Below are 15379 nucleotides of genomic sequence, written 5' to 3' on the forward strand. Positions count from 1 at the left end.
CATGACGCACAGCTTATGACTTAGTGGCGAAATTATCGGCAAACACACATGAATTCAAGTTTTTATACTTGCCACATCAGTTCGCATACGTATAATGCCAAACATCGAAAGGGCAATGCCCCAAGATAATGCCGGTATGGTGAAATTGGTATACACGACGGATTCAAAATCCGTTGCCTTCGGGCGTGGCGGTTCAAGTCCGCCTACCGGTACCATATTTAAATGACAAAGCCTCGACTCAAGTCGGGGCTTTGTTGTATCTGGAGAGCTGATAACGTTGCCTTCGTGGTGGCGGCAGGAATGCCTGTCCAATCAGCCCGCCTACCGGTACCAAATATAGAAAGGTCGCTTTTATAGCGACCTTTCGTCGTTGGGACGTATGTGAATTTGAAATCCAGCGTGTCGGCTTAGATGCAAGCCCAGTCAAGTCGCCTACCGGTACCATATTTAAATGATAAAGCCTCGACGAAAGTCGGGCTTTGTTGTATCTGGAGTATAGGAAGCGTTGCCTTCGCGGTGGCGACAAGAAGGCTTCTTTAATTAGACAGATCTTGATGTTTCATTCCTAAATCCCATAATTTCCCTTCGCTATTCGATCTGATAATGAATTAATCATCTTAAATCATGATGTTACCTGTCATTCTCTATTCTATTGTCTATGTTTAAAGGATTAACAGAGGAGAGAAATATGCTGACAGTAACCCCTTACTTATTTTTTGATGGTCGTTGTAGTGAAGCGTTGGATTTTTATCATAAGTGTTTTGGTGGTGTGGTTTTATCGAAACAACTTTTCAGTGATGCACCACAGGTAATAGAGGGAGCTCAACCTGATTGGGTTATGCATGCTGAGTTCGAAGCGTTTGGTATGAAGCTGATGATGTCTGATGGCGTTAAAGCCAAGGAGCTTGAAGGTAACAATCTCGCTCTATCTCTTGTGACTGAAGATACCGCGACTCAAGAACAAATCTTTGAAAAGCTAAAGAAGGGAGGGCGGATAATGACTCCACTCGCAGATACGTTTTGGGGGGCTCGATTTGGCAAAGTAGAAGATAAGTTTGGTATACGCTGGATGGTGCACTGTGATTCTTTAAGTTGAACCTGTGAAATTGGATAGTGAAATTGCTGCTTGGTTTTATTAGAATTATAAATAGAGATTAATCATCAATATTATATATAAAAATGGGCAGCATAAAGATTACCGTAGATCGAATTCAGCCCGGTCTGCATATACGACTCCCCGTAAAATGGAATGAACACCCATTTTTATTCAACAGCTTTAAAATCAAAGATGACGCTCAAGTAAAAGTAATTCGACATCTTGGGATTAAGCACGTCTATATAAACCTGAGCCAAAGTGATACCTCGCCTCTACCTGTTAATCACGTCGGTGAACAAGAAGTTGATATTGATTCACAGGTAAGCCTTGAAACGGAAAGAATGTGGAAAGATAAGCATGAGCGTATCGAAACCCTTAGCTCTTACCGTCGCAGGGTGAGTCATTGCGAGAGAGAGTTTGAACGTTCGCTTGCTCGAATGCGCTCTGTGATGACTAAGATCCGTAACAGACCTTTAGATGCGGTGGGGGAGGTTAAGGCTCTTGTTGATGATATCGTTGAAACCCTAGTGAGCGATGATAACGTTACCTTGCATCTTATGAATACTAAAGCGGATTTCGAAGACATTTACTTTCATACTTTAAACGTTTCGGTTGTTGCACTGATGGTAGGTAAGGCCAAAGGCTATAATACACAACAATTGAAAGAGCTCTCCTTCGCAGCACTGTTTCACGATGTAGGTAAAATCAAAATACCAGTCGCGATACTAAGAAAGCAAAGCGCCCTGACAATACCTGAAGAGAACTACCTGAAGCTTCATACGAAATATGGTGCGGATATTGTTGCAGGAATTGATGACTTTCCTGAAAGTGCTAAAAAGGTGATCGCTCAACATCATGAGAAGAATGATGGTTCTGGTTACCCCGAGGGCTTAAAAGAACACGAGATTGATGAATTTGCCAAGATAGTCTCTGTGGCTAATGCATTCGATAACCTTTGCCATGGTAAAACGCAATCTCAACAAATGATCCCGTATTTGGCGCTGTCTCACTTATATAAGAGCTGTAAACATCTATATAGCCAAGATAACTTGGGTCTGTTGGTTAAGTTCATGGGAGTGTACCCACCAGGAACCGTAGTACAGCTTTCAAATGATTCGATTGGGATTGTGATATCCGTTAACGCTAAGCATATGCTTTATCCAAATGTACTTATCTATGATCCTAGCGTGCCAAGAACTCAAGCCCCGATCATTGACCTCTTTATTAAAGAGATCAAAATCGTTAATGCCGTTCACCCAAGCAAGTTACCTGAACAAGTTCGAGAGTATCTAAACCCTAGGGCTCGTTTATCTTACTTTTTTGATAGTGGAGAGTAGTTATCCACAGGTTGTTGTGGGTAGTTTGTTCGAAACTTGGGGTGAAAATGGTATAAATAAGCCCTTGGTTGAAATGTCGTCGCTTAACCTCTTTTTTTAATAAAAAACGCATTTATTGCTTGCCAATATGAGCGGCATCTCTATAATGCCGCCTCACTGACACGGCAGACGCCACAAGGCTTCAGCGAAGAATGTTAGTAAGGCAACTAGCTTTAAGCGATGATTCGCTTCTACTTTTAGAAAGTAGGAATTAATTCCAAATAAGTGTTTGACACTGAGAATTAAATCGCTAGAATGGCCGCCTCTTCCGAAGTGATGTAAGTCACAACGAAGAGAAGCTCTTTAACAATTTAAACCTATCAATCTGTGTGGGCACTCGTTGATGAATATCAAAACGTTATTGGTTCTTTTTCGAAAGAGCGTAATAACAGTTACTTCGGTAACAACATTGATTTCAATGAACTGAGTGACCAATACGAATAATTACTTTCTATATAGAGAGGGGTTATTTGGCACAGTCAATTCATTATCATTCTGTTGGAATGGTAATAGCTTTAGAATTACATGTTCATGTTTACATGAATATTAGTTTTGAAGTCAGTATTCGTTGAGTCACAAAATCTTAAATTGAAGAGTTTGATCATGGCTCAGATTGAACGCTGGCGGCAGGCCTAACACATGCAAGTCGAGCGGAAACGACACTAACAATCCTTCGGGTGCGTTAATGGGCGTCGAGCGGCGGACGGGTGAGTAATGCCTGGGAATATGCCTTAGTGTGGGGGATAACTATTGGAAACGATAGCTAATACCGCATAATGTTTTTGTTTATTACGAACAGGAACCAAAGAGGGGGACCTTCGGGCCTCTCGCGCTAAGATTAGCCCAGGTGAGATTAGCTAGTTGGTGAGGTAAGAGCTCACCAAGGCGACGATCTCTAGCTGGTCTGAGAGGATGATCAGCCACACTGGAACTGAGACACGGTCCAGACTCCTACGGGAGGCAGCAGTGGGGAATATTGCACAATGGGCGAAAGCCTGATGCAGCCATGCCGCGTGTATGAAGAAGGCCTTAGGGTTGTAAAGTACTTTCAGTAGGGAGGAAGGTTCATGCGTTAATAGCGTATGGATTTGACGTTACCTACAGAAGAAGCACCGGCTAACTCCGTGCCAGCAGCCGCGGTAATACGGAGGGTGCGAGCGTTAATCGGAATTACTGGGCGTAAAGCGCATGCAGGTGGTTCATTAAGTCAGATGTGAAAGCCCGGGGCTCAACCTCGGAACCGCATTTGAAACTGGTGAACTAGAGTGCTGTAGAGGGGGTAGAATTTCAGGTGTAGCGGTGAAATGCGTAGAGATCTGAAGGAATACCAGTGGCGAAGGCGGCCCCCTGGACAGACACTGACACTCAGATGCGAAAGCGTGGGGAGCAAACAGGATTAGATACCCTGGTAGTCCACGCCGTAAACGATGTCTACTTGGAGGTTGTTCCCTTGAGGAGTGGCTTTCGGAGCTAACGCGTTAAGTAGACCGCCTGGGGAGTACGGTCGCAAGATTAAAACTCAAATGAATTGACGGGGGCCCGCACAAGCGGTGGAGCATGTGGTTTAATTCGATGCAACGCGAAGAACCTTACCTACTCTTGACATCCAGAGAATTCGCTAGAGATAGCTTAGTGCCTTCGGGAACTCTGAGACAGGTGCTGCATGGCTGTCGTCAGCTCGTGTTGTGAAATGTTGGGTTAAGTCCCGCAACGAGCGCAACCCTTATCCTTGTTTGCCAGCGAGTAATGTCGGGAACTCCAGGGAGACTGCCGGTGATAAACCGGAGGAAGGTGGGGACGACGTCAAGTCATCATGGCCCTTACGAGTAGGGCTACACACGTGCTACAATGGCGCATACAGAGGGCAGCAAGCTAGCGATAGTGAGCGAATCCCAAAAAGTGCGTCGTAGTCCGGATTGGAGTCTGCAACTCGACTCCATGAAGTCGGAATCGCTAGTAATCGTAGATCAGAATGCTACGGTGAATACGTTCCCGGGCCTTGTACACACCGCCCGTCACACCATGGGAGTGGGCTGCAAAAGAAGTGGGTAGTTTAACCTTTCGGGGAGGACGCTCACCACTTTGTGGTTCATGACTGGGGTGAAGTCGTAACAAGGTAGCCCTAGGGGAACCTGGGGCTGGATCACCTCCTTATACGAAGATACTCACGATAAGTGTCCACACAGATTGATTAGGTTTAGAAAGTTAGAGCATCTTAGTGTCCCGTTCGTCTAGAGGCCTAGGACACCGCCCTTTCACGGCGGTAACAGGGGTTCGACTCCCCTACGGGATACCATCTTTAAGCGTTCTTTGAAGCCAAAACCGATGAGAATATTTAAAAATGGTTACTTCGTTATGAAGTGATTCGCTCTTTAATAATTTGGAAAGCTGACTGATTGATTACTTACGAGTAATTCAATCAAATTTAAAAGTTCTCAATGTTTACCTTTATGGTAGACACAACAAACACATTCAAGTGTCTTGTATTCGATTCAAACTTGTTTGAATCACATTGAGTCCGGCAAACAATTATCAAGAATTAACCCTTCTTGATGACAACCAAAAACCTTGGTTAGTTGCCATACGCTTATTTGTCTTCACTTTTTAAAGTGAAATCAAATAGAAACCCTTTCGGGTTGTATGGTTAAGTGACTAAGCGTACACGGTGGATGCCTTGGCAGTCAGAGGCGATGAAAGGCGTAATAACTTGCGATAAGCCCAGATTAGGTAGTAATAACCTTTTGAGTCTGGGATTCCTGAATGGGGAAACCCACTTACATAAGTAAGTATCCTGTTGTGAATACATAGCAACAGGAGGCAAACCGGGGGAACTGAAACATCTAAGTACCCCGAGGAAGAGAAATCAACCGAGATTCCGAAAGTAGCGGCGAGCGAAATTGGATTAGCCCTTAAGCTTTTAATGAGACAGATGAAGGCTCTGGAAAGTGCCGCAGTAAAGGGTGATAGCCCCGTAATCGACATCTCATCATCAGTGAAAACGAGTAGGGCGGGACACGTGATATCCTGTCTGAATATGGGGGGACCATCCTCCAAGGCTAAATACTACTGACTGACCGATAGTGAACCAGTACCGTGAGGGAAAGGCGAAAAGAACCCCTGTGAGGGGAGTGAAATAGAACCTGAAACCGTGTACGTACAAGCAGTAGGAGCACCTTCGTGGTGTGACTGCGTACCTTTTGTATAATGGGTCAGCGACTTAATTTTAGTAGCAAGGTTAACCGTTTAGGGGAGCCGTAGGGAAACCGAGTCTTAACTGGGCGTACAGTTGCTAGGATTAGACCCGAAACCAGGTGATCTAGCCATGGGCAGGTTGAAGGTTGAGTAACATCAACTGGAGGACCGAACCGACTAATGTTGAAAAATTAGCGGATGACTTGTGGCTAGGGGTGAAAGGCCAATCAAACCTGGAGATAGCTGGTTCTCCCCGAAAGCTATTTAGGTAGCGCCTCGGACGAATACTACTGGGGGTAGAGCACTGTTAAGGCTAGGGGGTCATCCCGACTTACCAACCCTTTGCAAACTCCGAATACCAGTAAGTACTATCCGGGAGACACACGGCGGGTGCTAACGTCCGTCGTGGAGAGGGAAACAACCCAGACCGCCAGCTAAGGTCCCAAAGTATAGCTAAGTGGGAAACGATGTGGGAAGGCTCAGACAGCCAGGATGTTGGCTTAGAAGCAGCCATCATTTAAAGAAAGCGTAATAGCTCACTGGTCGAGTCGGCCTGCGCGGAAGATGTAACGGGGCTAAGCTATACACCGAAGCTGCGGCTACGTACCTTAGGGTGCGTGGGGTAGGGGAGCGTTCTGTAAGCCGTTGAAGGTGGTCTGTAAGGGCTGCTGGAGGTATCAGAAGTGCGAATGCTGACATGAGTAACGATAAAGGGAGTGAAAAACTCCCTCGCCGGAAGACCAAGGGTTCCTGTCCAACGTTAATCGGGGCAGGGTAAGTCGACTCCTAAGGCGAGGCCGAAAGGCGTAGTCGATGGGAAACGGGTTAATATTCCCGTACTTCTTACAATTGCGATGGGGGGACGGAGAAGGCTAGGTGGGCCTGGCGACGGTTGTCCAGGTTCAAGTACGTAGGCGGGTGGTTTAGGTAAATCCGGACCGCTACTAACGCTGAGATACGATGTCGAGCTACTACGGTAGTGAAGTCATTGATGCCATGCTTCCAGGAAAAGCCTCTAAGCTTCAGATTGTAAGGAATCGTACCCCAAACCGACACAGGTGGTCGGGTAGAGAATACCAAGGCGCTTGAGAGAACTCGGGTGAAGGAACTAGGCAAAATGGTACCGTAACTTCGGGAGAAGGTACGCTCTTATCAGTGAAGTCCCTTGCGGATGGAGCAGACGAGAGTCGCAGATACCAGGTGGCTGCAACTGTTTATTAAAAACACAGCACTGTGCAAAATCGTAAGATGACGTATACGGTGTGACGCCTGCCCGGTGCCGGAAGGTTAATTGATGGGGTTAGACTTCGGTCGAAGCTCTTGATCGAAGCCCCGGTAAACGGCGGCCGTAACTATAACGGTCCTAAGGTAGCGAAATTCCTTGTCGGGTAAGTTCCGACCTGCACGAATGGCGTAATGATGGCCACGCTGTCTCCACCCGAGACTCAGTGAAATTGAAATCGCTGTGAAGATGCAGTGTACCCGCGGCTAGACGGAAAGACCCCGTGAACCTTTACTACAGCTTGGCACTGAACATTGAACCTACATGTGTAGGATAGGTGGGAGACTTTGAAACCGCGTCGCTAGATGTGGTGGAGTCGTCCTTGAAATACCACCCTTGTAGTTTTGATGTTCTAACGTTGGTCCCTGAATCGGGATTACGGACAGTGCCTGGTGGGTAGTTTGACTGGGGCGGTCTCCTCCCAAAGAGTAACGGAGGAGCACGAAGGTGGGCTAAACACGGTTGGACATCGTGTGGTTAGTGCAATGGCATAAGCCCGCTTGACTGCGAGAATGACAATTCGAGCAGGTGCGAAAGCAGGTCATAGTGATCCGGTGGTTCTGAATGGAAGGGCCATCGCTCAACGGATAAAAGGTACTCCGGGGATAACAGGCTGATACCGCCCAAGAGTTCATATCGACGGCGGTGTTTGGCACCTCGATGTCGGCTCATCACATCCTGGGGCTGAAGTCGGTCCCAAGGGTATGGCTGTTCGCCATTTAAAGTGGTACGCGAGCTGGGTTTAGAACGTCGTGAGACAGTTCGGTCCCTATCTGCCGTGGGCGTTGGAAAATTGAAAGGGGCTGCTCCTAGTACGAGAGGACCGGAGTGGACGAACCTCTGGTGTTCGGGTTGTCATGCCAATGGCATTGCCCGGTAGCTAAGTTCGGAATCGATAACCGCTGAAAGCATCTAAGCGGGAAGCGAGCCTTGAGATGAGTTTTCCCTGGCACTATAAGTGTCCTAAAGGGTTGTCGTAGACTACGACGTTGATAGGCAGGGTGTGTAAGTGCTGCGAGGCATTGAGCTAACCTGTACTAATTGCCCGTGAGGCTTAACCATACAACACCCAAGGGGTTTTGTGGACTCAAAGACAGACCTTGAATGAGTTTGAAGAGAATAACTTTTATAGCTCTATTAAATAGAGAAGCAGCTTTCCGAATTTTAAAATTTGCTTGGCGACCATAGCATTGTGGACCCACCTGATTCCATGCCGAACTCAGAAGTGAAACACAATAGCGCCGATGGTAGTGTGGGGCTTCCCCATGTGAGAGTAGGACATCGCCAGGCTTTAATTTCGACTTTGTCTACAAAGTAGACAAGTCACCATAGAGTTCTAAGTTTTCTTAGTATTTTATGTTGACTTTCAAAGTAGAAAGCGTATTATACGCGTCCTGCTTAAGTGCTAAGGCACTGAAAGCAAAGCTCTTTAACAATTTAAACCTATCAATCTGTGTGGGCACTCGTTGATGAATATCAAAACGTTTTATCGTTAGATAAAACAGATTCTTCGGAATCAAAATTGATTTCAATGAACTGAGTGACCAATACAAATAACTTCGGTTATTTGGCACAGTCAATTCATTACCATTCTGTTGGAATGGTAATAGCTTTAGAATTACATGTTCATGTTCCTTTTTCGAAAAGAGCGAATGAATATTAGTTTTGAAGTCAGTATTCGTTGAGTCACAAAATCTTAAATTGAAGAGTTTGATCATGGCTCAGATTGAACGCTGGCGGCAGGCCTAACACATGCAAGTCGAGCGGAAACGACACTAACAATCCTTCGGGTGCGTTAATGGGCGTCGAGCGGCGGACGGGTGAGTAATGCCTAGGAAATTGCCTTGATGTGGGGGATAACCATTGGAAACGATGGCTAATACCGCATAATGCCTACGGGCCAAAGAGGGGGACCTTCGGGCCTCTCGCGTCAAGATATGCCTAGGTGGGATTAGCTAGTTGGTGAGGTAATGGCTCACCAAGGCGACGATCCCTAGCTGGTCTGAGAGGATGATCAGCCACACTGGAACTGAGACACGGTCCAGACTCCTACGGGAGGCAGCAGTGGGGAATATTGCACAATGGGCGAAAGCCTGATGCAGCCATGCCGCGTGTATGAAGAAGGCCTTCGGGTTGTAAAGTACTTTCAGTTGTGAGGAAGGGGGTAGTGTTAATAGCGCTATCTCTTGACGTTAGCAACAGAAGAAGCACCGGCTAACTCCGTGCCAGCAGCCGCGGTAATACGGAGGGTGCGAGCGTTAATCGGAATTACTGGGCGTAAAGCGCATGCAGGTGGTTCATTAAGTCAGATGTGAAAGCCCGGGGCTCAACCTCGGAACTGCATTTGAAACTGGTGAACTAGAGTACTGTAGAGGGGGGTAGAATTTCAGGTGTAGCGGTGAAATGCGTAGAGATCTGAAGGAATACCAGTGGCGAAGGCGGCCCCCTGGACAGATACTGACACTCAGATGCGAAAGCGTGGGGAGCAAACAGGATTAGATACCCTGGTAGTCCACGCCGTAAACGATGTCTACTTGGAGGTTGTGGCCTTGAGCCGTGGCTTTCGGAGCTAACGCGTTAAGTAGACCGCCTGGGGAGTACGGTCGCAAGATTAAAACTCAAATGAATTGACGGGGGCCCGCACAAGCGGTGGAGCATGTGGTTTAATTCGATGCAACGCGAAGAACCTTACCTACTCTTGACATCCAGAGAAGCCAGCGGAGACGCAGGTGTGCCTTCGGGAGCTCTGAGACAGGTGCTGCATGGCTGTCGTCAGCTCGTGTTGTGAAATGTTGGGTTAAGTCCCGCAACGAGCGCAACCCTTATCCTTGTTTGCCAGCGAGTAATGTCGGGAACTCCAGGGAGACTGCCGGTGATAAACCGGAGGAAGGTGGGGACGACGTCAAGTCATCATGGCCCTTACGAGTAGGGCTACACACGTGCTACAATGGCGCATACAGAGGGCAGCAAGCTAGCGATAGTGAGCGAATCCCAAAAAGTGCGTCGTAGTCCGGATTGGAGTCTGCAACTCGACTCCATGAAGTCGGAATCGCTAGTAATCGTAGATCAGAATGCTACGGTGAATACGTTCCCGGGCCTTGTACACACCGCCCGTCACACCATGGGAGTGGGCTGCAAAAGAAGTGGGTAGTTTAACCTTTCGGGGAGGACGCTCACCACTTTGTGGTTCATGACTGGGGTGAAGTCGTAACAAGGTAGCCCTAGGGGAACCTGGGGCTGGATCACCTCCTTATACGAAGATATTCACGATAAGTGTCCACACAGATTGATTAGGTTTAGAAAAGTTAAGAGACGATATTGGGTCTGTAGCTCAGCTGGTTAGAGCGCTCGCCTGATAAGCGGGAGGTCGGTGGTTCAAGTCCACTCAGACCCACCAATATCGACCTAGATGGGGCTATAGCTCAGCTGGGAGAGCGCCTGCCTTGCACGCAGGAGGTCTGCGGTTCGATCCCGCATAGCTCCACCATCTTTAAGTATTCTCTTAAGAGAGTCTTTAAAAATGGTTCAATTTATTGAATCAAGCTCTTTAACAATTTGGAAAGCTGACTGATTGATTACTTACGAGTAATTCAATCAAATTTAAAAGTTCTCAATGTTTACCTTTATGGTAAACACAACAAACACATTCAAGTGTCTTGGCTTTTTGTCTTCACTTTTTAAAAGTGGAAATAAAGAGTGATTCAAACTTAGTTTGAATCGAAATTGAGTCCGGCAAACAGTCATCAAGAATTAACCCTTCTTGATGACAACCAAAAACCTTGGTTAGTTGCCATACGCTTATTTGTCTTCACTTTTTAAAGTGAAATCAAATAGAAACCCTTTCGGGTTGTATGGTTAAGTGACTAAGCGTACACGGTGGATGCCTTGGCAGTCAGAGGCGATGAAAGGCGTAATAACTTGCGATAAGCCCAGATTAGGTAGTAATAACCTTTTGAGTCTGGGATTCCTGAATGGGGAAACCCACTTACATAAGTAAGTATCCTGTTGTGAATACATAGCAACAGGAGGCAAACCGGGGGAACTGAAACATCTAAGTACCCCGAGGAAGAGAAATCAACCGAGATTCCGAAAGTAGCGGCGAGCGAAATTGGATTAGCCCTTAAGCTTTTAATGAGACAGATGAAGGCTCTGGAAAGTGCCGCAGTAAAGGGTGATAGCCCCGTAATCGACATCTCATCATCAGTGAAAACGAGTAGGGCGGGACACGTGATATCCTGTCTGAATATGGGGGGACCATCCTCCAAGGCTAAATACTACTGACTGACCGATAGTGAACCAGTACCGTGAGGGAAAGGCGAAAAGAACCCCTGTGAGGGGAGTGAAATAGAACCTGAAACCGTGTACGTACAAGCAGTAGGAGCACCTTCGTGGTGTGACTGCGTACCTTTTGTATAATGGGTCAGCGACTTAATTTTAGTAGCAAGGTTAACCGTTTAGGGGAGCCGTAGGGAAACCGAGTCTTAACTGGGCGTACAGTTGCTAGGATTAGACCCGAAACCAGGTGATCTAGCCATGGGCAGGTTGAAGGTTGAGTAACATCAACTGGAGGACCGAACCGACTAATGTTGAAAAATTAGCGGATGACTTGTGGCTAGGGGTGAAAGGCCAATCAAACCTGGAGATAGCTGGTTCTCCCCGAAAGCTATTTAGGTAGCGCCTCGGACGAATACTACTGGGGGTAGAGCACTGTTAAGGCTAGGGGGTCATCCCGACTTACCAACCCTTTGCAAACTCCGAATACCAGTAAGTACTATCCGGGAGACACACGGCGGGTGCTAACGTCCGTCGTGGAGAGGGAAACAACCCAGACCGCCAGCTAAGGTCCCAAAGTATAGCTAAGTGGGAAACGATGTGGGAAGGCTCAGACAGCCAGGATGTTGGCTTAGAAGCAGCCATCATTTAAAGAAAGCGTAATAGCTCACTGGTCGAGTCGGCCTGCGCGGAAGATGTAACGGGGCTAAGCTATACACCGAAGCTGCGGCTACGTACCTTAGGGTATGTGGGGTAGGGGAGCGTTCTGTAAGCCGTTGAAGGTGGTCTGTAAGGGCTGCTGGAGGTATCAGAAGTGCGAATGCTGACATGAGTAACGATAAAGGGAGTGAAAAACTCCCTCGCCGGAAGACCAAGGGTTCCTGTCCAACGTTAATCGGGGCAGGGTAAGTCGACTCCTAAGGCGAGGCCGAAAGGCGTAGTCGATGGGAAACGGGTTAATATTCCCGTACTTCTTACAATTGCGATGGGGGGACGGAGAAGGCTAGGTGGGCCTGGCGACGGTTGTCCAGGTTCAAGTACGTAGGCGGGTGGTTTAGGTAAATCCGGACCGCTACTAACGCTGAGATACGATGTCGAGCTACTACGGTAGTGAAGTCATTGATGCCATGCTTCCAGGAAAAGCCTCTAAGCTTCAGATTGTAAGGAATCGTACCCCAAACCGACACAGGTGGTCGGGTAGAGAATACCAAGGCGCTTGAGAGAACTCGGGTGAAGGAACTAGGCAAAATGGTACCGTAACTTCGGGAGAAGGTACGCTCTTATCAGTGAAGTCCCTTGCGGATGGAGCAGACGAGAGTCGCAGATACCAGGTGGCTGCAACTGTTTATTAAAAACACAGCACTGTGCAAAATCGTAAGATGACGTATACGGTGTGACGCCTGCCCGGTGCCGGAAGGTTAATTGATGGGGTTAGACTTCGGTCGAAGCTCTTGATCGAAGCCCCGGTAAACGGCGGCCGTAACTATAACGGTCCTAAGGTAGCGAAATTCCTTGTCGGGTAAGTTCCGACCTGCACGAATGGCGTAATGATGGCCACGCTGTCTCCACCCGAGACTCAGTGAAATTGAAATCGCTGTGAAGATGCAGTGTACCCGCGGCTAGACGGAAAGACCCCGTGAACCTTTACTACAGCTTGGCACTGAACATTGAACCTACATGTGTAGGATAGGTGGGAGACTTTGAAACCGCGTCGCTAGATGTGGTGGAGTCGTCCTTGAAATACCACCCTTGTAGTTTTGATGTTCTAACGTTGGTCCCTGAATCGGGATTACGGACAGTGCCTGGTGGGTAGTTTGACTGGGGCGGTCTCCTCCCAAAGAGTAACGGAGGAGCACGAAGGTGGGCTAAACACGGTTGGACATCGTGTGGTTAGTGCAATGGCATAAGCCCGCTTGACTGCGAGAATGACAATTCGAGCAGGTGCGAAAGCAGGTCATAGTGATCCGGTGGTTCTGAATGGAAGGGCCATCGCTCAACGGATAAAAGGTACTCCGGGGATAACAGGCTGATACCGCCCAAGAGTTCATATCGACGGCGGTGTTTGGCACCTCGATGTCGGCTCATCACATCCTGGGGCTGAAGTCGGTCCCAAGGGTATGGCTGTTCGCCATTTAAAGTGGTACGCGAGCTGGGTTTAGAACGTCGTGAGACAGTTCGGTCCCTATCTGCCGTGGGCGTTGGAAAATTGAAAGGGGCTGCTCCTAGTACGAGAGGACCGGAGTGGACGAACCTCTGGTGTTCGGGTTGTCATGCCAATGGCATTGCCCGGTAGCTAAGTTCGGAATCGATAACCGCTGAAAGCATCTAAGCGGGAAGCGAGCCTTGAGATGAGTTTTCCCTGGCGCTATAAGTGTCCTAAAGGGTTGTCGTAGACTACGACGTTGATAGGCAGGGTGTGTAAGTGCTGCGAGGCATTGAGCTAACCTGTACTAATTGCCCGTGAGGCTTAACCATACAACACCCAAGGGGTTTTGTGGACTCAAAGAAATACCAAACGCTTGAATGAGTTTGAAGAGAATAACTTTTAGATAAGCTTTCCAGATTATTTTGCCTTCAGTTTTTAAAAAGCTGAAAGTAAAAGCAAAATTTGCTTGGCGACCATAGCATTGTGGACCCACCTGATTCCATGCCGAACTCAGAAGTGAAACACAATAGCGCCGATGGTAGTGTGGGGCTTCCCCATGTGAGAGTAGGACATCGCCAGGCACCAAATTTATTTTCACTTTTAAAAAGTGAAGACAAAAAGTTTTCAGAGTCGTTTTTAAACGGTTCTTGAATTGCTGATATAGCTCAGCCCGGTAGAGCGCACCCTTGGTAAGGGTGAGGTCCCCAGTTCGAGTCTGGGTATCAGCACCATATTTAGTTGATTTGATTATTCAAGTTAACAACAGAATTTGTTTGACGACCATAGCATTGTGGACCCACCTGATTCCATGCCGAACTCAGAAGTGAAACACAATAGCGCCGATGGTAGTGTGGGGCTTCCCCATGTGAGAGTAGGACATCGTCAGGCTCAAATTGCTTTAAGCTGAATAGACACTGCGGAGTGGTAGTTCAGTTGGTTAGAATACCGGCCTGTCACGCCGGGGGTCGCGGGTTCGAGTCCCGTCCACTCCGCCACTTATTAGAAAGCCTAGTCTTATGACTAGGCTTTCGTCGTTTCTGGATGTCGATAATTTTGTCTTTGACCAACGAGCCCCACTCGCCTGCGACCCCAGGCCCTCTGCCATTTATAAGAAGCCTCGCTAGAAATAGCGGGGCTTTTTTGCATCTAAATTATAGTGTTTCGCCCTTCCATTGAATGACTTTTACACAAGATTTGCGCGTAACTCATGACTCCTAGTCAACGTGTTCCCATTACTCTGTAATTTATTAGAAAGTCTAACTCTACGATTAGAGTCTTTTCATTTGTCTTTTTGAACACCAGTTGTGATTTGAAACGAGCATGCGTTTCAAACGCATATAGCTTTAAGCTTAGTACTCAAATACTCGAGCTATGCGACGTTGTAAGTTAGGTTAATGTTCAGTGTATCCATTTCAATATCTGAAACTATACAAGCCTTACAACTCATCCTACGTGCCTTGAGTTTGTAGATGTTTGTGTACTTCAAGTATTAGTTAACAGCCCTTCGCTACGAAACCTGACTTCTGTTTATCTGTGAGTCTAGAGGGGATTTCTGATGTGTAATTAGGAATCTATCATGGATGTTTCTGCTAAGAACGCTATAGCCCTTAATTAGTCGACTTCATCCTATTGGTTATGCATTGAGCTAAAACCACTCTATATGATATTAAGCGTCTTGTTCGAAGCATTTCAAAGGGGGAGGTGGTCTAGATTCAGTTTGAAGGTGAGAGGCGCTAGGTTGTGTGCCAAAGTGCTGTTGGACAGATATGTAAGAAATAGAGTATCCCTCGTATTCGTGCAGTGATGTTTATCACCCAACAGCTTGAGATTTTCTGGTTTTAGGCGTTGGTATCTTAGGATGTTTACAGGCCTCTCTTCGATTTGACTGGATATGAATTAGTTGTTTGACCGCTTTGCTCTGAGCATATTGATTTCTTGCTGGTTAGTTCAAGCCATGTTTTAGTTATTGCGACTAATATGAAATTAGAAGGGTCATTACTGTTTGCTTAGTAAGA

2 protein-coding genes, 6 tRNA genes and 7 rRNA genes are annotated in these 15379 nt (G+C 47.1%); all 15 read left to right on the forward strand.

The window, feature by feature from the left end; genetic code table 11:
* Positions 1-130 precede the first annotated feature (130 nt).
* The 15 genes from AB8613_RS10775 to AB8613_RS10845 all read left to right on the forward strand — a co-directional run bounded on the left by AB8613_RS10775 (position 131) and on the right by AB8613_RS10845 (position 14359).
* A tRNA-Leu gene (locus AB8613_RS10775) sits at positions 131-215 on the forward strand.
* Between the two features lie 473 nt (positions 216-688).
* Positions 689-1096, forward strand: coding sequence for a VOC family protein (locus AB8613_RS10780; RefSeq protein WP_048605864.1), 408 nt, complete (start codon positions 689-691; stop codon positions 1094-1096).
* 83 nt (positions 1097-1179) lie between these two features.
* The gene (locus AB8613_RS10785) at positions 1180-2433 is read left to right on the forward strand and encodes an HD-GYP domain-containing protein (protein WP_285953147.1); all 1254 of its coding nucleotides are present in this window, start codon (positions 1180-1182) and stop codon (positions 2431-2433) included.
* A 624-nt stretch (positions 2434-3057) separates the two neighbouring features.
* Positions 3058-4626: ribosomal RNA gene (locus tag AB8613_RS10790) — 16S ribosomal RNA — on the forward strand.
* 66 nt (positions 4627-4692) lie between these two features.
* A tRNA-Glu gene (locus AB8613_RS10795) sits at positions 4693-4768 on the forward strand.
* Positions 4769-5114: 346 nt separating this feature from the next.
* Positions 5115-8008: ribosomal RNA gene (locus AB8613_RS10800) — 23S ribosomal RNA — on the forward strand.
* Positions 8009-8120: 112 nt separating this feature from the next.
* Positions 8121-8236 (forward strand): 5S ribosomal RNA (gene rrf / locus AB8613_RS10805).
* Between the two features lie 408 nt (positions 8237-8644).
* Positions 8645-10199: ribosomal RNA gene (locus AB8613_RS10810) — 16S ribosomal RNA — on the forward strand.
* A gap of 67 nt (positions 10200-10266) precedes the next feature.
* Positions 10267-10343 (forward strand) — tRNA-Ile (locus AB8613_RS10815).
* A 14-nt stretch (positions 10344-10357) separates the two neighbouring features.
* Positions 10358-10433, forward strand: a tRNA-Ala gene (locus AB8613_RS10820).
* A gap of 366 nt (positions 10434-10799) precedes the next feature.
* Positions 10800-13693 (forward strand): 23S ribosomal RNA (locus AB8613_RS10825).
* A 136-nt stretch (positions 13694-13829) separates the two neighbouring features.
* Positions 13830-13945: ribosomal RNA gene (gene rrf, locus AB8613_RS10830) — 5S ribosomal RNA — on the forward strand.
* A gap of 73 nt (positions 13946-14018) precedes the next feature.
* A tRNA-Thr gene (locus tag AB8613_RS10835) sits at positions 14019-14095 on the forward strand.
* 41 nt (positions 14096-14136) lie between these two features.
* Positions 14137-14252: ribosomal RNA gene (gene rrf / locus AB8613_RS10840) — 5S ribosomal RNA — on the forward strand.
* The 16S, 23S and 5S rRNA genes sit together here with 5 tRNA genes alongside, the layout of an rRNA operon.
* Positions 14253-14282: 30 nt before the next feature.
* Positions 14283-14359: transfer RNA gene (locus tag AB8613_RS10845), tRNA-Asp, on the forward strand.
* Positions 14360-15379 lie beyond the last annotated feature (1020 nt).

The sequence above is a fragment of the Vibrio sp. BS-M-Sm-2 genome, from assembly GCF_041504345.1.
GTDB classification, from domain to species: domain Bacteria; phylum Pseudomonadota; class Gammaproteobacteria; order Enterobacterales; family Vibrionaceae; genus Vibrio; species Vibrio satsumensis.